A 20,153-nucleotide genomic window follows, 5' to 3' on the forward strand; every position below is an offset into this window, starting at 1 on the left:
CACTGAGCCGACCCTTCCCCGGACACGTCAGGAACAAGTCATGTCCTCATCCAGGTGGCGCCCAGCACCGCGCCCCACCCGTCCCGCCGGCGCCCGGACGGTCGGCACCCGTCCCGCCGGCACCCGGGCAGCCCTCGCGGCGGGGGTGGTGACGCTCCTCGCGCTCACCCCCGCCGCCACGCTGTCCGCCGCGGCCCAGCCCGCCGCGGCCGAGCAGGCACCGGCCGTGCAGGCCCAGCAGACGACCACGCACTCCCGTGAGCTCTCCCCGTTCGACGCCGTGGACCAGTTCATCGGCACCGAGCTCGACACGACGGAGAACAAGAGCAACGACGCCTACGGGAACACGTTCCCGGGCGCGACCGCGCCGTTCGGCCTGGTGCAGTCCAGCCCCACGACCTACCGCGAGGGCAGCAACGGCGAGAAGGGCGGGTACGAGTACACCGCCGACCGCATCCGCGGCTTCGGCATGACCCGGCTCTCGGGTACGGGCTGCACGGGCAACTACGGCGGCTTCGACTTCCCGGTCCTGCCGTTCACGGGCGCTCTGCCCGACGGCGGGCTGCCGACGGACCCGGCGGCGAGCATCCGGGACTACTACCTCCCGTTCAGCCACGACGACGAGCGCGCCGAGCCCGGGTTCTACGAGGTCACCACCGGCAACGACGTGACCACGCAGCTCACCGCGACCCAGCGCACCGCCGTCAGCCGCTTCGAGTTCCCCGAGGACGCCGCCGGTGCGACCCTCCTGCTCGACGTCGCCGGCTCGAACAACTCGATCCGCGCCAGCGAGGTCACCGTCGACGCGCAGCGCCGCACCGTGACCGGCACGGTCACCGCGGGCGCCGTCTGCAACCAGGGCACGTACTACACGGTGCACTTCTCGGCGACGTTCGACCGCCCGATCAAGGCCCACGGCGTGTGGGGCGACGGCGCGGTCACGCCCGGCCAGGACCACGCGACCGGCACCACGGCCAAGCACGGCACGGGCGCCTACCTCGGCTTCGAGCCGGGCAGCACCGTGACGGCCCGCATCGGCCTGAGCTACACGAGCGTCGAGAACGCGGCGCTCAACCGCGTCACCGAGGTGCGGGACAAGAGCTTCGACGCCGTCCGCGCCGCCGCCCGGAACGACTGGCGCGACGCGCTCGGCACCATCGAGGTGGACGGCGGCGACGGCCCCGACGCGGGCACCGACACCGACGCCGAGCGCACCAAGCTCTACACGGCGCTGTACCACGTGCTGCAGCAGCCGAACGTCTTCGAGGACGTCAACGGGCAGTACGTCGGCTACGACGGCACGGTGCGTCGCGTCGAGAAGGGCCGGCACCTCTACGTGAACTTCGCCGGCTGGGACTTCTACCGCGGCCACGCCCAGCTCCTGGCGATGACCTTCCCGAGGGTCGCGGAGGACATCGCGCAGTCGATCGTGCTGATGGCCCAGCAGACCGGCACCTGGTACGACGGCCCGACCTACAACCTGGTGCAGGCCCGCATGGCGGCCGACTCGCTGCCGATCGCGCTGGCCGCGATGGACGACTTCGGCGCCACGGACTACGACCGTGAGGCCGCGCTGGCCTCGCTCCTTCAGACCCAGTCCCTGCCGGGCACCGCGAGCACCCGCCCGGACGCGTACCAGTACCTCGCCACGGGCATGATCGAGAACCGCAAGGGCAACTTCGCCACGGCTCGTGTGCTGGAGTACTCGATCGAGGACTTCGCCATCGCGCAGCTCGCGCAGCGCCTCGGCGACGACGAGGCCCACGACGCGCTCATGGTCCGCGCCCAGTCCTGGCAGAACGTGTTCGACCCGGTGACCAAGCACATCCGGCCCCGCGAGCGCACGGGCTTCGACCGGTCGTTCGACCTGCGCGTCCGCGACGACGGGGCGGGCCGCGGCCAGTTCAACCAGTCCACCGGGTACCAGTACGGCTGGATGGTGCCGCACAACGTCGGCACGCTCGTCACCGCACGGGGCGGGGCCCAGGCCGCCGAGCAGGCGCTCGACGTGCTCATGGCGGACCTCGACGCCGGCGCGTACACCCAGACCGGCAACTACCTCAGCAACGAGCCGTCCTTCAGCTCCCCGTGGGTCTACACCTGGCTCGGCAAGCCGCACAAGACCACGGACGTGCTGCACCGCGCCGTCGACGAGCTGTACGACACGACGCCGACGGGCCTGCCCGGCAACGACGACCAGGGCGGCCTGAGCGCCTGGTACGTCTGGGCCAACCTGGGCATCTACCCCGTGGTCTACGGCACGGCGGACCTGGTGGTCAGCGCCCCGCTGTGGGAGCGCATCACGATCGACGCCGCCGACAGCCGCCGGGACTACGAGATCGTCGCTCCCGGCGCGAGCAGCGAGCGCCGGTACACGACCGGCCTGCGCGTGAACGGCCGCGCGCAGACCGCGTCCGTCGTCGACGCGTCGTTCGCCCGCAAGGGCGGCACGCTGCGGTTCACGCTGTCGGACGAGCCGGGGACGTGGGGCACCGGTGCGGACGACGTCCCGCCGTCGTACACGGAGGGGATGAACGGCCGGAACAACGTGGGCACCTCGCCCGACGGCCGCGGCAACCTGGGGTCGATGGACCTGAGCGACTGGTCGCTGTCGCGCGAGGGTCTGACGGCGGCGGGCGCCGCGCCGGGGGCGCGCCTGCCCCTGCGCGTCGACGGCGCGGACACGGGCGTCACCTTCACCTGGCCCGACGCCGGGGTGGGCGAGCCGGACAACTGGATCGTCGCCGGTCAGCGGGTCGAGCTCGACGACGCCCCGGCGGCGGCGGTCTCGTTCCTCGGGCTGGCCACGAACGGCCCCGCGCGCGGCACGGCGTACGTCGAGTACACGGACGGCACGCGCCAGCCGGTCGAGGTCGAGCTGACGGACTGGGCGGCGGGCCCCGGCGCGGGCAACACCACGCTGGTCGAGGTGCAGGGCCGCAACAACCGCAACGGCACGGCCGGCACGGACACGTTCCGGGTGTTCGCGACGCGCCCGGTGACGCTGGACCCGGCCAAGAGGGTCGACGCCGTGGTGCTGCCCGCCTCGACCGACCGCGGCATCATGCACGTCTTCGACGTGGCGACGGCTCCGGTGCCGGACGCGACGCCGGCCGGCTGACCATGCCCCGGTGAACACACCGCGGTGACTGCCGCGACGACCATGCACCTGCTGCCAGGACCTGCCCGGTTCTGGCAGCAGGTGCATGGTCATCCCGCTCGGCGGGTGGGGCCGGTGCCCAGGCTCGCGCGGACCGCCGGGTGCACCATCAGCGTGACCCCGGCCAGCACGAACAGCACGTGCAGCGCCCGGACGACGGGGAAGACCAGCGAGGTGTCGCCGCCCAGGGCGGCGGACCAGGAGGCACCGTCGGCCAGCAGCGCTGCCATGGGCAGCAGCATGGAGGCGAGGCCCACCACGCCGAGGCCGAGCAGGAGGGCCCACCACGCCCAGCGGCGTCCGCGGGCCAGGTGCCAGGCGCAGGTCAGGGCCGCGGCGAAGATCAGGCCGCGCAGCCCCACCTGCGCCAGCAGGGCGCCGTCGGCCCCTTGCTGCGCCACGATCGAGGTGACGGCGACGACGGCCTCGGCGATCCCCGCCGCGACGGCGAGCGCGAACGCGCCGGCCGCGGACGTCCGGAGCGACCGGCCTGTGAGCAACGTGTGCGGTGCGGTTTCGGTCATGCGTCCATGCTGGTCAGCGAACGATCGGCGAACCAACCGGCTGTCCTCCGTGCTGCGCGGTGGGTTATCCCCACCTGCTCGCGTGGGAAGATGCAAAGGTCATGAACTCCCGCTCCCCGCTCCCCCACCTGCGCCGGATGCTGCACGTGGGACCGTACGGCGGGGAGCTGCCCGTGGCGCTGCGGGCCGCCGCGTCGGTGGCCGTGCCGATGCTGGTGCTCTGGACGACGGGCCACCTGGAGTGGTCCCTGTACGCGACGTTCGGTGCGTTCACCAGCCTGTTCGGCCGCACCGTGCCGATCCGGCCGCGTCTGGTCATGCAGGTTCAGGCGGGGGCCGTGCTGGTCGCGTCGGTGCTGGTCGGCACGCTGATCGCCGTCCTGGCCTCCGCCGTCCCCGGCATCGGGTGGGTCGTCGTGCCCGTCGCGGCGCTGTGGGCCACGGGCGTGGCGATCGTGTCGCACCGGCTGCGCTGGCACCCGCCCGGGCCGCTGTTCCCCGTCTTCGCGCTGGGGGCCTGCTCCTCGGTACCCGCCGGTGCGGGCAGCCTCGTCGTCGCCCTGGCCGTAGCCGTGGCCGCCGTGCTGTTCGCGCTCGCGCTGACCGCGGCCTTCGCGCGGTTCGAGCCGGGCCCGGCGGCCGTCGTCACCGGCGCGGCCGGCGCCGCCGCCCGTACTGCCACCGGCCGTACTGCCACCGGCCCGGAGTGGACGCTCTCGCACTACCTCGTGCGGTACGCCGCCGGCGTGGCCGTCGCGGGCGCGATCGCCACCGCCGTCGGGCACCCGTACTGGGCGATGGTCGCCGCCGTGGTGCCGATGTCGGCCCCCGACGCCTCCGGGGCGATCGTGCGTGCCGCGCAGCGGCTCGCGGGCACCCTGGTGGGCGTGCTCCTCGCGTGGGCGCTGCTGACGGCGGGGCCGCCGCCGCTCGTGGTCATCGCGGTCGCCGCGCTGCTGCAGGCCGGCGCCGAGCTGTACGTGGGCCGCAACTACGCCGTCGCGATGCTGTTCATCACGCCGCTCGCCCTGTCCATGACCCACCTGGCGCACCCCGTCCCCGTGGCCGGTCTGGTCAGCGACCGCGCCGTCGACACGCTGGTCGGCGTCGTCGTGGCCGTGGTGATCACGCTCCTGACCCACGAGCGCCGCCAGGACGCCGAGGGCTGACGCCGGGGCGCACCACGGGCCGCACGCCACGGGCCGCGCGCCACCGGTCGCCCGGAGCGGTCAGGCGTCGTCGGGCAGCCGCAGCGGCCCGACGGCGAGCCGAGCCAGCTCGCCGATCGCGGCGTCCACCCGCGGCAGGTGCCGCTCCGGCCGCGCGGCCCGGGTCAGCACCACCACGCCCACGGGGTGCTCGTGCGGGAACCGGACGACGGCGGCCTCGTGCCGCAGCCGCCCGAGGGTGCCGGTCTTGCCGAGCAGCGCGACGTCGTCGTGCGGGAACCCGCTGCCCACCCGGTGCCGCCACGCCTGGCGGGCCAGGGCGTCCCGCACCAGGTCGTGGTCCGGGCCGGTGCGCGACCACAGGAGGCGCAGCACCTCGCCGACCTGCGCCGCCGTCGCGGAGCTCGCGTATGCCGGGTCGTACTGCGACGTCTCCGCGGCCCGGTCCGGGTCGGCGAGCGCCCGCTGGGCGGCCACCCAGTCGGCGGTGCCGGTGTCGCGCAGCACGGCGCGCGTCTCCTCCGCCGAGCCCTGCCGCACCAGGGTCGCCGGGAGGTCCAGCTCCGCCAGGTGCTCGTGCACGCGGGTGCGGCCGACCAGGGCCAGGAGGGCGTCGCCGCACGCGTTGTCGGACACCGCGAGCATCAGCCGCACGGCGTCGCGCGCGGTCAGGGACACGTCGTCGAGCAGCATCGCCACCCCCGTGGGGCCGGGCATGCGGGAGCCCGCCGTGAGGCGCACGGGCTGGTCCGCGGCGAGGTCGCCCGCCGCCACGAGATCCGCCCAGACCAGCGCGAGCGGCAGCTTGTAGAGCGAGGCGATCGCGACGGGCTCGGCGTCGTCCAGGGTGACCGTGCCGGGCGGGCCGGTCAGGCGGGTCGCGTGCACCCGCGCCGTGACGCCCGCGTCGCGCGCGACGTCGCGCAGGGTCGCGACGACGGCGGACGCGTCGGGGGACGTCATCGGACCGGTCCCGCACCCAGTGTCCGCTCGATCGCCGCGGCGACCGCGTCGTGGTCCACCTCAGGCCTGCGCTGCGCGGCGTGCGGCACGGCGACCCGCAGCCGCAGCGGCGGGCACGACGGGTCGCCGGGCGCCTCCGCGGTGGCGGGCACGAGCCCGGCCGCCGCACCCGCCGCGACCAGCGCCCGGCGCTGTGCGGCGTCCCGCGCCTCGGTCACCGCGCCGCTGTGCCCGGCGCGGCGCAGCGCGTCGACGAGCTGGTCGTGCGCGGGCGGCTGGTGATGCCGGGACGGGACGGCCACAGGCAGCCGGAGGTGCGCGAGGCCGGCGCCGGCCTCGGCGCGGCCACCCGCCGTCGCCTCCGCGGCCACCAGCCGGGTCGGCAGCACGAGCACCGGGCCCGCCGTCAGCCCGTCGAGCACGCCCGGGTGCCGCACGACGGCGACGTCGAGCAGGCCGTCCCGCAGCAGGTCGACGAGCTCGACGCTGCCCGCCACCGTGGGCACCAGAGCGCCGGCCACGTCGCCCACGTCGCCAGCACCGCCCGCGCCGGCCGCACCGGGCACATCAGCTGCAGCACCGCCGACGGCGGCGTCGCCCGCGAGCGCCCGGAGCAGGCCGGGAACGCCGTCCTCCAGGTCGGCGGCGATGCCGAGGCGGACCTGCTCCGGCAGGGCGAGGTCGCGCGCGGCGCCGACGAGGTCGTCGGCGGCGTCGAGCAGCTCGCGCGCGGCGGGCAGGAGCCGGCGCCCGGCGGCGGTGATCCGGACGCCGCGCGCGTCGCGGTCGAAGAGCCGTACGCCGAGGTGCCGCTCCAGCCGGAGGATGCCCTGGGACAGCGGCGGCTGGGTCATGCCGAGGTCGGCGGCGGCGTTGCCGAAGTGCCGGGCGTCGGCGACGGCCGCGAAGAAGCCCAGGTGCTTCAGGAGGTCCACGGCCCGAGCCTAGACGGGGCTCATATCAGGATCGACTCGGGTCACGTCGGCAAGACTCTTTGACTCTCGCCCGCGGCCTCGCGAAGGGTGTGCCGCATGACGACACCCTCCACCTCGCACCGCCACGTCAGCCGCCGCACCCTGATGACCGGCGCCGGGACGGCGGCCCTGGGCGTGCTCGGCGGTCTCGCCGGCACCGCCGTCCCGGGCACGGCACCGGCGGCAGCCGCCACCGCCGTCGGCCCGGGAACCACGGCCGGCCCGTCCGGGGCCGCGAACCCCACCGGCTTCGCCACGTTCGCCTGGCTCGGCACCTCCGGCTGGCGCATCCGCACGCCCACGACCACGGTGCTGCTCGACCCGTACGTCACGCGGTTCGACACCGGCCTGGCGGCCGGGGCGTTCCGCGCGACCACCCGGCTGCGGGTCGACGCCGCCGCGCTCGACGCCGCCCTCGGCGCGGCCGGGACGGCGCAGGGCGCCGTCGACTCGATCCTGGTGACGCACACCCACTGGGACCACTTCGCCGACGTGCCCCACCTGGCCCGCACGCGCGGTGCGACGGTGTTCACCACCCTCACCGGGTACCACCTGGCGCTGGCCCTGGGCGTGCCCCGGGAGCAGCTCGCGGTGGTGCGCGGCGGCGAGGAGATGCACCTGGGCGACCTGGTGCTGCGCGTGGTGCCCTCCCTGCACAGCCGCACGGCGTCCGGCGGGATCCTGTTCCCCGGCGTGCACACGCGGGTCCCGGCGCGGCCCCGCACGATCGCCGACCTGCCGGAGGGCGACACCCTGTCGTACCTGCTGCGCTCGCCGCAGGGCCGGTCCGTGCTGCTGCTCGGCGGCAGCGACCACGACGACCGGTCGCTGCGCGGGCTGCGCGTCGACACGGTGGCGCTGCCCGTGCCCAGCACCGACGTCACCGCCGACTACGCGGGCCGGCTCCTCGCGGCGCTGGACAGCGTCGGACAGGTCGTCCTGGTGCACTGGGACGACTTCGAGTCGCCCCTGGCCAACCCGCCTCGCGCCGACGAGCGCACGCGGGGCCGGATGCGCGACCTCACCGAGCGGATCGGCCGACTCTCGCCCGGCACGCGCGTGGTGGTCCCGGAGTACGGGACGCCGCTGGACCTGCTGTGACCGCTGCCGGCTGAGACCTCACGGCCGGCTCCGCACGGCCGCGCCGCCCGCATCCCGCCCGGCGAGCAGCTCCCGCACCACCGGGCCGAGCACCGACGCCATGTGCGCGTAGCCCTCGGACCCGGGGTGCAGGCCGTCGGCCAGCAGGTGCGCGTGCTCCGGCCCGAGCACGGCGCGGCCGTCGAGCAGGTGCAGGTCCGGGTCGCCGTGCGCGGTCAGGAGGCCGACGGCGTCGGCCACCTGCTCGCGCACCTGCGCGAGCGTCAGGCCCGCGGGGCCCGCCACGTCCTCGCGTCGCGGCGAGGTGACGGGCGAGACCACCAGCAGGGGCACGCCCGGGTGCCCGTCGCGGACCCCGCTCAGGAACCCGAGCAGCGCCGGGAGCAGCGACCGCGCGCCGAACGTGCCCGCGCCGTACACGTTGATGCCGAGGCAGGCCACGACGACGTCGGCAGGCAGGTCGCGCAGCACGCGCGCGACCATCGGGTCGAGGTGCGCCTCCCCCGCGAAGCCCAGGCACGTCAGGTCCTGGCCGAGCCCCGTGCCACCCGCGCGGGCCACGTTCCCGTGGGGGACGCCGCCTGCCGGCACTGCGTCAGGGAGCTGCCGTACGTCACGAGCCGGGGCCTCGGCGGACCGGCGGCCGGCCACACCCGTGCCCCGTCGTCGACGGCGAGGCCCAGCAGCCGGAACGTCCCGAACTGCGGCAGCCACACCTCGACCCGCTTGTCGCCGGGCGGCAGCTCCACCGCGAAGACCCCGTCCGGCCCGACGGGCGCGGCCACGACGGCGCCGTCCGGCCCCGCGCCGTCCGACTCCATGCCGTCCGAGCCGGCGCCGTCCGGCCCCACACCCTCCACCACCACGTCCAGCGGCACCTCGACCCCCTGGACCGCGGCGAGCCCCGCGAGCGCCCGCGCGTCGGTGCCGAGCACCAGCCGCACGCCCGCCGGCATCGCGGCGCGCGAGCGCAGGGCGCCGCCGGGGAACAGGCCGATCCGGTCGTGCGGCAGCCGCCAGGCACGCGACCAGCCCGGCCGGTGCTCGACGGAGACGGCGCCCGCCCAGGTCAGGACGTCGTCGTCCGCCCGGATCTCGCGCATCCCACCCTCGCTCCCTCGACCGGGTGAATACCGGCGTTTTGGCCGGGATTTCCTTGACGACCCGTTGCCCGGATCCATAGTGTGGCGTCGCACGACTTTAATACGTATTAAAGAGGCTACCCGGCAATGGCGCCGGCTACCCGAGGAGTCTGCGATGACGCAACGTCGGCGTCCCACCCAGGTGGACATCGCGCGGGCTGCCGGCGTCTCGCAGGCGACGGTATCCCTGGTGGTCAGCGGCGGCCAGGCCAGCAGCCAGGTCGCCGAGCAGACCCGCCGTGCGGTGCTCGACGCCGCGGCTCGGCTCGGCTACACCGTCAACACCGCCGCGCGCAGTCTCAAGGGCGGCCGCAACCGCATGCTCGGCCTCTACACGTTCGAGCCGGTCTTCCCCGTGGACCAGCGTGACTTCTACTTCCCGTTCCTGCTGGGCGTCGAGGAGGCCACCGCGGAGTTCGGGTACGACCTGCTGCTGTTCAGCTCCGTGGGCACGGGCGAGCGCCGCATCTACTCCGGGGGCATCAACCGGCTCAAGGTCGCCGACGGCTGCGTGCTGCTGGGCCGGCACATCGACCGCGCGGACCTCGCCGACCTCGTCCGCGAGGACTTCCCGTTCGTCTTCGTCGGACGCCGCGAGCTGCCCGGCGCGGAGCTCTCCTACGTCGCCCCCGACTACGTGGGCGCCACCCGCGACATGGTGCGCCGCCTGGCCGACGCCGGGCACCGCCGCCTCGCCTACCTGCGGCCCGCCGACCACCAGGAGCCCACCCGCGACCGCGAGGCCGGGTTCCGCGCGGGCCTGGCCGACGCCGGCCTGCCGGACCAGCCGGTCCACGAGATGCCGGACGACGCCGCCACCACCGCCGGCCTGCTGACCGACCTGCTGCAGCGGTGGCGGTCCGACGGCGTGACGGCGCTGCTGGTCGAGCCGAGCGAGGACGACCAGACCGTCGCCGCCCTGGAACGGGTCGCCGCCACGGCGGGGCTGCGCATCCCGGAGGACCTCTCCGTCGCCCTGCTGGGTGACCCGGCACCCAGCAGCTCGTCGAGCAGCACGCCCGGCAGCTCCTTGAGCAGCACCGCGAACCCTGCCGGCCGCGACTGGACCCGCTTCACGCTCCCCCGCGAGGACATGGGCCGCGCGGCCGTGGGCCTCCTGCTGGAGATCCTGGACGCCGACGACGGCCCGCGCCGGCTCTCCGTCGCGTGCACGCCGGTCGACGGCGACTCCGTGGGGAGTCCGAGATGATGCTGACGTTCCTGCTGCGGCGCCTCGCCGTGGGGCTGTTCACCATCTGGGGCGTGCTCACCGCCGTGTTCCTCGTCGTGCGGCTCGCGCCGGGCGACCAGGCCACGGTCGCCCTCGGCCCCGACGCCACCCCCGAGCAGATCGCGGAGCTGCGGCACACCCTCGGTCTGGACCGGCCGCTGCTCGCCCAGTACCTGTCGTTCCTCGGCGACGCCGTGCGCGGCGACTTCGGCGAGTCGTACCGGTACGGCCGCCCCGCCATGGACGCGGTGCTCGAACGGTTCCCCGCGACCGTGACGCTCACGCTGGCCGCCACGCTCGTCGCGGTCACGGTCGGGATCGTGCTCGGCGTGCTGGCGGGGCACCGGCCCGGCAGCCTCGTGGACCGTGCCACCTCGACGGTCACGCTGGGGCTCCAGGCGCTGCCGCCGTTCTGGGTCGGCATCATGCTGATCCTGGTCCTCGCGCTGTGGCTGCGGCTCCTGCCGAGCGCCGGCGGCGGGGACCTGGAGCACCTGGTGCTGCCCGCGGTCACCCTCGCGATCCCGTTCACGGCGCTGGTCGGGCGCATCACGCGCAGCGGCGTCGCCGAGACCATGTCCGAGCCGTTCGTGCGCACCGCGCGGTCCAAGGGCCTGACCGAGCGCGAGGTGCTGACCGGGCACGTCCTGAAGAACTCGCTGGTCCCGGTGGTCACGGTCGTCGGCCTCCAGGTCGGCACGCTGCTGGGCGGCGCCGTCGTCATCGAGACCGTGTTCGCCTGGCCCGGGCTCGGCAACCTGCTGGTCGGCGCGGTCGGCAACCGCGACTACGCGGTGGTGCAGGCCGCCACGGTGCTGATCGCCGTCTGCGTCGTCGTCCTCAACCTGGCCGCGGACCTCGCCTACGCCCGCCTCGACCCGCGCATCCGGCTGGAGGCCCGCCGATGAGAGGCACGAGCTCGGTCGGCGCCTGGGTCGTCTACGGGATCATCGGCGGCTACGTGCTCGCCGCCGTCGTCGGTCCCTACCTGGTGCCGTACGACCCGGTGGCGACCGTCGTCACCGAGCGGCTGCTGCCGCCCGGCTCGGCCACGGCGTCCGGCACCGCCTGGCTCGGCACGGACGGCGTGGGCCGGGACGTGCTGGCGCAGGTTGTGCACGGGGCGCGCACGTCCCTGACCATCGGCGTGGTCGTGGTGGCGCTGTGCTCCCTGGTGGGCGTGACGCTCGGCGCGGTGGCCGGCTACGCGGGCGGGTTCGCCGACGTCGCCGTGGCCCGCACGGTCGACGTGCTCATGGCGTTCCCCGGCATCCTGCTCGCCATCGTGATCGCCGGGCTCCTGGACCGCGGCACGGGCGTGGTGATCATCGCCCTGTCCGTGGCGGGCTGGATCGGCTTCGCCCGGCTGTCGCGCAGCGTCGCCCTGTCCGTCCGCGAGCGCGACTGGGTCGACGCCGCCCGCATCATGGGCGTGCGCACCCCGGTCGTCCTCGGCCGGCACGTCGTGCCGTTCCTCGCCGGGCCCGTGGTCGCGCTCGCCACGATGGAGCTCGCGTCCGTGGTCCTGTCCGAGGCGGCCCTCAGCTTCCTGGGCCTCGGCCTCCCCCCGCATGTCGCGTCCTGGGGCCAGAGCATCGCGAGCGGCAAGGAGTACCTCGCCACCGCGTGGTGGATCTCGGCCTTCCCAGGCATCGCGCTCACCGTCCTGGTCGTCTGCATCGGCCTCGTCGGCGACCGCCTCACCAGACGTTTCGCGCAGACCTGACAACGCCTCACCCGGCGCTGCACCAGCACACCCACCCGGCACACCCCTCCGGAAGGAACGAGCGATGAAGCTCAGCACCCGGCGCGCCGTACCCGCCCTCACGATCACTCTCGCGCTCCTGGCCACGGCGGCCTGCGGCGGCTCCGACGGCGGGGACGACCCCGGCGGCGACGCCGCGGGCGGCACGCTGACCGCGGCCGGCCCGATCCCCATCGAGAACCTCGACCCGCACGGCCCGTCCAGCATGGACGCGGGCACGCAGCTCGCGGCCCGCGCGCTGTTCAGCCAGCTCGTGGTCAGCACCGGCCCCGGCGAGTTCACGGGCGACCTGGCGACCGAGTGGGAGCCGAACGACGACACCAGCCAGTGGACGTTCACGCTGCGCGACGGCGTGGAGTTCTCCGACGGCGAGCCGGTCGACGCCGACGCCGTCGTCGCCTCGTTCGAGCGCGTGCTGGAGCTGCAGGGCCCGCTGGCCGGCAACTTCGTGGACTACCAGGTCGAGGCGCCCGACGAGGCCACCGTCGTGTTCGACGCGGGCAAGCCGGACGCGTCGTTCGTCGCGAAGATCTCGTCGTTCTTCGTCACCCCGCCCGACGTCGACGAGGCCTTCTTCCAGGACCCCGTGGGCTCCGGGCCGTTCGTCGTGGAGTCGTTCGAGCCGGGCCAGAGCTTGCGGATGACGCCGAACCCGACGTACTGGGACGGTCCCCCGGCCCTCCAGGAGCTGGTCCTCCAGTCGATCCCCGAGGTCTCCGCCCGCATGACGGCGCTGCAGACCGGCGAGGTCGACGTCACCTGGGCCATGCCCGACGACCAGATCCCCGCGCTGCAGGGCGACACGTCGATCACGGTCGAGAGCGTGGACAGCCCCGGTGTGCTGACCATGTGGATGAACAGCTCCGAGGAGACCCTGCAGGAGGCCGCCGTGCGGCGGGCGCTGTGGCAGGCGGTGGACTTCGACGAGATCACCGCGTCGCTGTTCCCGGAGACGGGCTCCCCGGCCGACTCCGTCGTCAGCCCGGTCGTGCTGGGCTACGCCCCGCAGGAGCCGGTCACGTACGACCCCGAGGCCGCCAAGGCGGCGCTGGACGCCGCCGGCTTCGACTACGGCACGAAGCTGCGCATGCAGTTCTCGCAGCCGCAGTTCCGCCAGCTCGCGCAGGCCGTGACCTCCGACCTGGCCGAGATCGGCGTGCAGGTGGAGCCGCTGGAGAAGGAGCAGGCGGTGTTCCTGGAGGACCTGCTGGCCCTGAAGTGGGACCTCAACATCCAGCAGATCGGTTCGCAGGGGTACGACGCCGCCACCAACCTGGGGCGCCTGTACCCGTGCGCCGCGGGCCGCACCGGCTACTGCAACGAGGACCTCGACGAGCTGCTCGCCGCCGCCGAGGCCACCAGCGACACCGCCGAGCGGGAGGACCTGTACGCGCAGGCCACGCAGATCGTCTGGGACGACGCCGTGGGCATGTACCCGATGTTCGTCGGCATGCCGTACGCGTGGCGCTCGGGGGTCGAGGGTTTCGTGCCGGCGTCGGACAGCCTGCCGTACTTCACGCGCGTGACGAACTCCGAGAGCTGACGGGCGCCCATGGCTGACCAGTCCGTCGCGGTGGTGACCCCTGAGCGGAGCACCACCCCGATGCTCGAGGTGACCGGGCTCGGCGTCACCCTGCCCGCGGGGACGGTGGTCGACCGGGTCTCGTTCACCGTCCTCGCCGGACGCACCACCGGCCTGATCGGCGAGTCCGGCAGCGGCAAGACGATGACGGCGATGGCCGTCGTCGGGCTGCTGCCGGACGCCGCCGTGGCCTCGGGCGAGGTGCGGTGGAAGTCGCAGGACCTCCTGACCGCGCCCGAGCGCCGCCGGCGCCAGGTGCGCGGGCGCGAGATCGGCGTCGTCTTCCAGGACCCGTCCGCGGCGCTCGACCCCATCCAGACCGTGGGGCGGCAGGTGGGCGAGATCCTGCGCCGCGACGGCCTGGCGCGCGCCGAGGTCCGGGCGCGCGTGCTGGAGCTGCTGGCGCGCGTGGGGCTGCCCGAGCCGGAGCGGCAGGCCGGGTCGTACCCGCACGAGCTGTCGGGCGGCATGCGCCAGCGCGTCATGATCGCCATCGCGCTGGCCGGGCGGCCCGAGCTGGTCATCGCCGACGAGCCGACCACCGCGCTCGACGTCACCACGCAGGCCCGGATCCTGGCGCTGCTCGGCGACCTGCGCGAGCGCGAGGGCCTGGCCATGATCCTGGTCAGCCACGACCTGCGGGTCATGGCGCACGTCGCCGACGAGGTGGTGGTGATGTACGCGGGCCGGGTCTGCGAGCGGGGCCCCGCGCGCGCCGTGCTGGACCGCCCGTTCCATCCCTACACGCGGGCGCTCGCGGGCAACGTCCCGGCCGTGACCAGCCGGACGGCGATCGCCGAGCCGCTCCCGGGCGCGCCCGCCAGCCCGTTCGACCCGCCGTCCGGGTGCCCGTTCCACCCCCGCTGCCCGATGGCGCGGGCGCGGTGCGCCTCGGAGGTCCCGGCGCTGCGCGAGATCGACTCGGGACCGGCCGACGGGACCGGCCCGGGCGGGCCCGCGCCGCGCCGGCTCAGCGCCTGCCACTTCGCCGAGGAGGTCAGCCCATGAGCGTGCTCGAGATCCGCGGCCTGCGCGTCACGTTCGCCGGCCCGCGCCGGTCGGTCCGCGAGCGCCGCACCATGGTGCGGGCGGTCGACGGCGTGGACCTGGACGTGGGCGCGCGGCAGGTCGTGGCGCTGGTGGGCGAGTCGGGTTCGGGCAAGTCGACGGTGGCGCGGTGCGTGCTGGGGCTGGTCACGCCGCAGGAGGGCAGCATCACGTTCGAGGGGCGGGAGCTCGGCCCGGTGCGGCGGCGGTCGCCGGAGCTGCACCGCGCGGTGCAGATGGTGTTCCAGGACCCGGGGTCGTCGCTCAACCCGCGCATGACGGTGGGCGCGATCGTGCGCGAGGCGTGGCGGGTGCACCCGTCGGTGGCCCCGGCCGGGGACCGGCGTGCGGCGCTGGCGCGCGTGCTGGCCGACGTCGGGCTGGACCCGGGGGTGGCGGACCGCCGGCCGTCCGCGCTGTCGGGCGGGCAGAAGCAGCGGGTGAGCATCGCGCGGGCGCTGGCGCTGCGCCCGCGGCTGCTGGTGTGCGACGAGGCGGTCTCCGCGCTGGACGTCTCCGTGCAGTCGCAGATCCTGCGGCTGCTGGTGGACCTGCGCGACGAGCACGACCTGTCGCTGCTGTTCATCACGCACGACCTCGCGGTGGTGCGGCAGATCGCCGATCGCGTGGCCGTGATGCACCGCGGGGTGCTGGTCGAGGACACGTCCGCGGAGCGGCTGTTCGCCGCCCCGGAGCATCCGTACACGCAGGGGCTGCTCCAGGCGGCCCGAACTCTGGAGGGTGCACCATGACGGCCGAACGCCCGGCTCAGCTGAGTGCTGGGTATTTGTCGTCCCGGAACGATTCGACAAGACAAATACCCAGCACTCAACGGGTGGGTGGGCGGGAGGTGGGCACGGAGGTGCTCGTCGTCGGAGGTGGGGCGGGTGGGGTGGCGGCCGCGCTCGCCGCCTTGCGGCGCGGCCGGTCGGTGGTGCTGACCGAGGAGACGGACTGGCTGGGCGGGCAGCTCAGCGCGCAGGGGGTGCCGCCGGACGAGCACCCGTGGATCGAGCAGTTCGGCTGCACGCGCTCCTACCGGGCGTTCCGCGAGGGGGTGCGGCAGTACTACCGCGCGTGGTACCCGCTGACGCCGTCCGCTCGCCGGGTGGTGGACCTCAACCCGGGCCTGGGGCGGGTGAGCCGGCTGTGCTACGAGCCCCGGGTCGCGGCCGCGGTGCTGGACGCGATGGTGGCGCCGTACCTGACCGCGGGGCGGCTGCGGGTCCTGTTCCGACACCGTCCGGTGGCGGTGGTGACCGACGGCGACCGGGTGGCGGCCGTGACGCTGACGGGTCCCGACGGCGCCCGCGTGACGGTCGCGGCGCCCTACGTGCTGGACGCCACGGAGCTGGGCGACCTGCTGCCGCTGGGCGGCGTCGAGCACGTGACGGGGTTCGAGTCACGGGAGGCGACCGGGGAGCCCAGCGCCCCCGCTCATCCGCAGCCGGACAACCAGCAGGCCTTCTCGTGGGTGTTCGCCGTGGAGCACCGCGAGGGCGAGGACCACACGGTCGACCGGCCGGAGCAGTACGAGCTCTGGCACGACTACCGGCCGCCGTACTGGCCCGACCGCATGCTCAGCCTCACCGCGCCCGACCCGCGCACCCTGGAGCCGCTGGTGCGCACGTTCGTGCCGCATGCGCCCAGTGGCCCGGTCGTGGCCGACCAGAGCGCCGACCCCGGCGACCGGGAGCTGTGGCTGTTCCGCCGCGTCGTGGCGCGCGAGCAGTTCGAGGAGGGCTTCGCCGCGAGCGACGTCACGCTCGTCAACTGGCCCATGATCGACTACCTGGGCGGCCCGCTGGTCGGTCCGGCGTCCGACCCGGTGGGCGACGCCGAGCGGGAGAAGCACCTGCTGGGCGCCCGGCAGCAGTCGCTCAGCATGCTCTACTGGCTGCAGACCGAGGCGCCCCGGCCCGACGGCGGCACGGGCTGGCCCGGGCTGCGGCTGCGGCCGGACGTGCTGGGCACGCAGGACGGGTTCGCCAAGGCGCCGTACGTGCGCGAGTCGCGGCGCATCCGGGCCCGCACCACCGTGGTGGAGCAGGACCTCTCCCTCGCGGTGCGCGGCGCCGCCGGCGCCGTGGCCTACCCCGACTCCGTGGGCGTGGGCATGTACCGGATCGACCTGCACCCCAGCACCGGTGGGGACAACTACCTGGACGTGCCGTCCAGCCCGTTCCGGATCCCGCTCGGCGCGCTGCTGCCCGTGCGGGTGCGCAACCTGCTGGCGGCCGGGAAGAACATCGGCACCACGCACATCACCAACGGCTGCTACCGCCTGCACCCCGTCGAGTGGAACGCCGGGGAGGCCGCCGGTGCGCTCGCCGCGCACTGCCTGGCCCACGGCGTGGAGCCCGCCCAGGTGCACGGTGACGCCGCGCTGCTCGCCGCGTTCCAGGCCGAGCTCGTCGCCGACGGCTTCGAGCTCGACTGGCCAGAGATCAGGGGGTACTGATGCTGACGGGGACACCGCTCCTGACCGGGGTGACCGTGCCGCTCGTGACGCCCATGGACGTGCGCGGCCGGCCCGCGGCGGCGAGCGCGATCCGGCTGCTGAACAGCCTGTACGCCCACGGCGTGCGCACCCTGATGCTGTTCGGCAGCAACGGCGAGGGGCCGCTGGTGCCCGCCGCGGACGTCGGCCCGTTCACCGCCGAGGTGGTCGCGCGCTGGCACGCGCTCGGCCGGAGCTCCGAGCACCACAACGGCCACCACAACGGTGGGCCCCGCCTCGGCGGGCAGCGTTCCGGCACGCAGCACCACAGCACCCCGCACCACGGCACGGGGCACGACGGCGGGTTCGTGCTGGTGAACGTGACCGCCGCCGGCACGCACGACGTCCTCGCGCGGGCGGACGCCGCCGCGGCCGCCGGAGCGGACGCGCTGGTGCTCAGCCCGCCGATCTACTTCCACCACCGCGCGGACGAGGTGGTGGCGCACTACGCCGCCCTGGCGGGCGTCGGCCTGCCGGTCGTGGCGTACAACGCGCCCCGGTACAGCAACCCGATCACGCCGGGCCTGGCCGACGCGCTGGCCGACCTCGACCACGTGGTCGGCATCAAGGACAGCTCCGGCGACCTCGTGCTGCTGCGACACCTGGTCGGGATCGCGGCGCGGCGGCCGGGGTTCGCCGTCGGCCAGGGCGACGAGACGCAGCTCGCCGCCGCCCTGGACCTCGGCGCGCACGGCATCGTCCCCGGAATCGGCAACATCGCGCCGCGCGCGACGCTCGCGCTCGTGGCCGCGCACCGCGCGGGCGACACCGCCGAGGTGACCCGCCTGCAGGACCTGCTCACGGCCCTGGTGGGCCTGCACAAGGTGCGCCCCGGCACCCCCGCGATCAAGGCCGTGCTCGCCCGGCGCGGCCTGTGCCCACCGCACGTCGCACCACCCCTGATCGCGTGCGACCCGGCCGAACGGGAGTCGCTGCACGCCTTTCTCGCGCCGTTCGCGGAGCATCTCATCTGAGTGCCCCTACCTGAGTCACCCCCATCTGAGCCGCCCCACGAAGGCTCAGCCCGTAAGGCTCAACGGAAGGAAAGCAACGATGCACCAGCCCGTGACCCGACGGAACATGCTCCGCACCGCCGGCCTGGCCGGCCTCGCCACCGCCGCAGGCGCCGTGCCCGCGCCGCTGTCCGCCGCACTGTCCCCCACGGCACTGTCCCCCACCGCGCTACCGGGCGAGCCCGGTCCGCCCGAGCTCTCCGACCCGGCGCTGGCCACCCTGGACATCTCCGGCGCCACCACCCCGCAGGAGTTCGGCGCCCTGGCCGACGGCGTCAACGACGACACCGCCGCGATCCAGGCCGCCATCGACGCGCAGTTCGAGCGGCTCAGCAAGATCGTCTGGTTCCCGCCGGGCACCTACCGCATCACCGCGCCGCTCGTGGTGCGGGACACCGAGTTCACCGAGCCGATGAACCTCAACCGCATCGTGCTGGCCGGCCAGGGCACCATGGGGGTGCGCACGTCGCTGATCCTCGTGGACTTCGACGGCACCGGCCTGGAGATGCACGCCCCGCTGTGCGGCATCCGGGGGCTGTCGTTCATCACGCGGACCCGCACGCCGAGCTCGGTGGCGGTGCGCACGGCCCGGACCAACAACACCGACGACATGGACGCCACCATCACGGAGTGCACCTTCGTCTCGTTCAACCAGGCGGTGGTGCATGTCGGGCGCGGGCTGGTGTTCACGAACAACCTGGTCGCGATCTCCGGGACCGCCCTGACCGTGCAGTGGCCCACCGACGGCACGGGCGGCGGCGACCTGCACCTGCTGCCGTACGGCATGCGCAAGTGGCTCATCGAGGGCAACCACTTCCACAGCATGAACCAGTGCATCGCGACCACCGGCGCGGAGAACGAGAACTTCCGAGGTGCCGTCATCTCGAACAACCTGGTCGACATCGGCCGCCGGTTCTTCGCCGGCGGCATCATCAACTCCACGATCGTCGGCAACGTCATCGAGCACGCCTCCGGGCCGGCGATCGACATCACGGCGGGTGGCAGCAACCTGACCATCGCGGGCAACGTCATCGGCGGCGGCGGGGTGGAGCCGGGCGGCAACCGGCCCCCGAACGCGATCCTGTTCCGCGGCGTGGACGCGCACAACGTCACCATCAGCGGGAACACGTTCAACTGGATCAACCTCGACCCGGTCGCGTTCGAGCAGTCGGCGTCGGAGATCACGATCTCCGCCAACTCGTTCGACAACTGGAACCTGGAGCGCAGCGTGATCCGGGGCGCGGTGCGGGTCGCCGGCGACGCCGCCGGGATCTCCGTGATGGGCAACGCGTTCGGCGCCAACACCGTACCCGCGAACGCGCCCGTGCGGGTCACGGGCACCCTGACGGGCTCCACCATCAGCGGCAACACGCTGGACGCCGCCGCGCCCGTGCTGCTCGCGGGCACCGTCGGCGAGGGGTGCTACGTGCAATGGCGCAGCGCCGGGAACAACGAGCACGAGCTCACCTCCGCGAAGAACGGCGCGTCCGTGGTGCGGGCCACCGCGGCCGACGGGTACGCGGACGGCGACGCCTACGGCAGCTTCCTGGCGGCGTCCGCCCAGGCCGCGGGCGCCGGGCCGGGCGTCAAGGGCGGCGTGCGGGTGGTGCCGGACGGCGAGGCGGGGGCCGCCGTCGTCGAGCTGGTGGCCGCGACGCCCGAGGCGAACGCGCTGGCCGCCGTCCGCGTCGGGGCCGACGGCGTGGTGCCCACCGCGGACAACGAGCGCGACCTCGGCTCCGCGGAGCTGCGGATGCGCCGGGTCCACGCGCACAGCCTGCAGCTCGTGCCCAACCCCGTGGCCGAGCTGCCCGAGCCCGTCGCGGGCGGGCTCGTGATGGTGCCCGACGCACTGGGGCCCTTTCCGACGCTCGCCGTGTCCGACGGGCGGCGCTGGTACCGGGTGATCGTGGCCGGGTACCTCACCGCCGACGGCGCGACGATCGAGGTGCCGGGCGCCGGGGAGCTGTCGTGAGGGGACA

At 74.6% G+C, this 20,153-nt stretch carries 17 protein-coding genes; 12 read left to right on the forward strand and 5 right to left on the reverse strand.

What is annotated here, in order from left to right:
• The first annotated feature begins 40 nt into the window (after positions 1-40).
• Positions 41-3,121 carry a GH92 family glycosyl hydrolase gene (locus ACZ7LE_RS21335; RefSeq protein WP_470405241.1) on the forward strand — a complete coding sequence of 1,027 codons (3,081 nt, stop codon included), beginning with the start codon at positions 41-43 and terminating at the stop codon, positions 3,119-3,121.
• An 89-nt stretch (positions 3,122-3,210) separates the two neighbouring features.
• Here the strand turns inward: ACZ7LE_RS21335 and ACZ7LE_RS21340 are convergent, their stop codons facing one another.
• Positions 3,211-3,684 (reverse strand): hypothetical protein, encoded by a 474-nt coding sequence (locus tag ACZ7LE_RS21340; protein WP_470405242.1) that lies wholly within the window; start codon positions 3,682-3,684, stop codon positions 3,211-3,213.
• 101 nt (positions 3,685-3,785) lie between these two features.
• On the opposite strand from ACZ7LE_RS21340, the gene ACZ7LE_RS21345 reads away from it, so the two are divergent.
• Positions 3,786-4,853 carry an FUSC family protein gene (locus tag ACZ7LE_RS21345; RefSeq protein ID WP_470405243.1) on the forward strand — a complete coding sequence of 356 codons (1,068 nt, stop codon included), beginning with the start codon at positions 3,786-3,788 and terminating at the stop codon, positions 4,851-4,853.
• A 60-nt stretch (positions 4,854-4,913) separates the two neighbouring features.
• Here ACZ7LE_RS21345 and ACZ7LE_RS21350 read toward each other — a convergent pair whose 3' ends face one another.
• Both ACZ7LE_RS21350 and ACZ7LE_RS21355 read right to left on the reverse strand, forming a co-directional pair.
• Entirely contained in the window at positions 4,914-5,816 is a 903-nt protein-coding gene (locus ACZ7LE_RS21350; protein ID WP_470405244.1) for a serine hydrolase, read from the reverse strand.
• Positions 5,813-6,751 carry a LysR family transcriptional regulator gene (locus tag ACZ7LE_RS21355; protein WP_470405245.1) on the reverse strand — a complete coding sequence of 313 codons (939 nt, stop codon included), beginning with the start codon at positions 6,749-6,751 and terminating at the stop codon, positions 5,813-5,815. The genes ACZ7LE_RS21350 and ACZ7LE_RS21355 overlap by 4 nt, the downstream gene beginning before the upstream one ends.
• Before the next feature lie 96 nt (positions 6,752-6,847).
• Between ACZ7LE_RS21355 and ACZ7LE_RS21360 the strand changes: the two genes are divergently transcribed.
• Positions 6,848-7,891 (forward strand): MBL fold metallo-hydrolase, encoded by a 1,044-nt coding sequence (locus ACZ7LE_RS21360; protein WP_470405246.1) that lies wholly within the window; start codon positions 6,848-6,850, stop codon positions 7,889-7,891.
• A gap of 18 nt (positions 7,892-7,909) precedes the next feature.
• Here ACZ7LE_RS21360 and ACZ7LE_RS21365 read toward each other — a convergent pair whose 3' ends face one another.
• The gene (locus tag ACZ7LE_RS21365; RefSeq protein ID WP_470405247.1) at positions 7,910-8,452 is read right to left on the reverse strand and encodes a GDSL-type esterase/lipase family protein; all 543 of its coding nucleotides are present in this window, start codon (positions 8,450-8,452) and stop codon (positions 7,910-7,912) included.
• Positions 8,413-8,994: a hypothetical protein gene (locus tag ACZ7LE_RS21370; protein WP_470405248.1), complete on the reverse strand. Its 582-nt coding sequence runs from the start codon at positions 8,992-8,994 to the stop codon at positions 8,413-8,415. The genes ACZ7LE_RS21365 and ACZ7LE_RS21370 overlap by 40 nt, the downstream gene beginning before the upstream one ends.
• A gap of 154 nt (positions 8,995-9,148) precedes the next feature.
• On the opposite strand from ACZ7LE_RS21370, the gene ACZ7LE_RS21375 reads away from it, so the two are divergent.
• The 9 genes from ACZ7LE_RS21375 to ACZ7LE_RS21415 all read left to right on the forward strand — a co-directional run bounded on the left by ACZ7LE_RS21375 (position 9,149) and on the right by ACZ7LE_RS21415 (position 20,146).
• A complete protein-coding gene (locus ACZ7LE_RS21375) occupies positions 9,149-10,243 on the forward strand; it encodes a LacI family DNA-binding transcriptional regulator (protein ID WP_470405249.1) in 1,095 nt (364 codons plus the stop codon).
• Positions 10,240-11,172, forward strand: coding sequence for an ABC transporter permease (locus ACZ7LE_RS21380; protein WP_470405250.1), 933 nt, complete (start codon positions 10,240-10,242; stop codon positions 11,170-11,172). Before ACZ7LE_RS21375 ends, ACZ7LE_RS21380 begins: the two co-directional genes overlap by 4 nt.
• Positions 11,169-11,990, forward strand: a complete 822-nt coding sequence (locus tag ACZ7LE_RS21385; RefSeq protein ID WP_470405251.1) for an ABC transporter permease — start codon at positions 11,169-11,171, stop codon at positions 11,988-11,990. The genes ACZ7LE_RS21380 and ACZ7LE_RS21385 overlap by 4 nt, the downstream gene beginning before the upstream one ends.
• Positions 11,991-12,054: 64 nt before the next feature.
• Positions 12,055-13,572, forward strand: a complete 1,518-nt coding sequence (locus ACZ7LE_RS21390; protein ID WP_470405252.1) for an ABC transporter substrate-binding protein — start codon at positions 12,055-12,057, stop codon at positions 13,570-13,572.
• Positions 13,573-13,581: 9 nt separating this feature from the next.
• Positions 13,582-14,619 carry an ABC transporter ATP-binding protein gene (locus ACZ7LE_RS21395; protein ID WP_470405253.1) on the forward strand — a complete coding sequence of 346 codons (1,038 nt, stop codon included), beginning with the start codon at positions 13,582-13,584 and terminating at the stop codon, positions 14,617-14,619.
• Positions 14,616-15,410, forward strand: coding sequence for an ATP-binding cassette domain-containing protein (locus ACZ7LE_RS21400; protein ID WP_470405254.1), 795 nt, complete (start codon positions 14,616-14,618; stop codon positions 15,408-15,410). Before ACZ7LE_RS21395 ends, ACZ7LE_RS21400 begins: the two co-directional genes overlap by 4 nt.
• Positions 15,411-15,493: 83 nt before the next feature.
• Entirely contained in the window at positions 15,494-17,119 is a 1,626-nt protein-coding gene (locus ACZ7LE_RS21405) for an FAD-dependent oxidoreductase (protein ID WP_470405255.1), read from the forward strand.
• Complete coding sequence (locus tag ACZ7LE_RS21410; protein WP_470405256.1) at positions 17,119-18,132, forward strand: dihydrodipicolinate synthase family protein; 1,014 nt, start codon at positions 17,119-17,121, stop codon at positions 18,130-18,132. Before ACZ7LE_RS21405 ends, ACZ7LE_RS21410 begins: the two co-directional genes overlap by 1 nt.
• 79 nt (positions 18,133-18,211) lie before the next feature.
• The gene (locus tag ACZ7LE_RS21415) at positions 18,212-20,146 is read left to right on the forward strand and encodes a right-handed parallel beta-helix repeat-containing protein (protein ID WP_470405257.1); all 1,935 of its coding nucleotides are present in this window, start codon (positions 18,212-18,214) and stop codon (positions 20,144-20,146) included.
• The last annotated feature ends 7 nt before the right edge of the window (positions 20,147-20,153 follow it).

The organism is Promicromonospora sp. NPDC110617 (assembly GCF_055598465.1).

Coding starts and splice junctions, on each gene's coding strand:
- ACZ7LE_RS21345 (WP_470405243.1), top strand. CDS start 3,786: ATGAACTCCCGCTCCCCGCTCCCCCACCTGCGCCGGATGCTGCACGTG.
- ACZ7LE_RS21410 (WP_470405256.1), top strand. CDS start 17,119: ATGCTGACGGGGACACCGCTCCTGACCGGGGTGACCGTGCCGCTCGTG.
- ACZ7LE_RS21370 (WP_470405248.1), bottom strand. CDS start 8,994: ATGCGCGAGATCCGGGCGGACGACGACGTCCTGACCTGGGCGGGCGCC.
- ACZ7LE_RS21400 (WP_470405254.1), top strand. CDS start 14,616: ATGAGCGTGCTCGAGATCCGCGGCCTGCGCGTCACGTTCGCCGGCCCG.
- ACZ7LE_RS21395 (WP_470405253.1), top strand. CDS start 13,582: ATGGCTGACCAGTCCGTCGCGGTGGTGACCCCTGAGCGGAGCACCACC.
- ACZ7LE_RS21385 (WP_470405251.1), top strand. CDS start 11,169: ATGAGAGGCACGAGCTCGGTCGGCGCCTGGGTCGTCTACGGGATCATC.
- ACZ7LE_RS21350 (WP_470405244.1), bottom strand. CDS start 5,816: ATGACGTCCCCCGACGCGTCCGCCGTCGTCGCGACCCTGCGCGACGTC.
- ACZ7LE_RS21375 (WP_470405249.1), top strand. CDS start 9,149: ATGACGCAACGTCGGCGTCCCACCCAGGTGGACATCGCGCGGGCTGCC.
- ACZ7LE_RS21415 (WP_470405257.1), top strand. CDS start 18,212: ATGCACCAGCCCGTGACCCGACGGAACATGCTCCGCACCGCCGGCCTG.
- ACZ7LE_RS21335 (WP_470405241.1), top strand. CDS start 41: ATGTCCTCATCCAGGTGGCGCCCAGCACCGCGCCCCACCCGTCCCGCC.
- ACZ7LE_RS21340 (WP_470405242.1), bottom strand. CDS start 3,684: ATGACCGAAACCGCACCGCACACGTTGCTCACAGGCCGGTCGCTCCGG.
- ACZ7LE_RS21380 (WP_470405250.1), top strand. CDS start 10,240: ATGATGCTGACGTTCCTGCTGCGGCGCCTCGCCGTGGGGCTGTTCACC.
- ACZ7LE_RS21360 (WP_470405246.1), top strand. CDS start 6,848: ATGACGACACCCTCCACCTCGCACCGCCACGTCAGCCGCCGCACCCTG.
- ACZ7LE_RS21390 (WP_470405252.1), top strand. CDS start 12,055: ATGAAGCTCAGCACCCGGCGCGCCGTACCCGCCCTCACGATCACTCTC.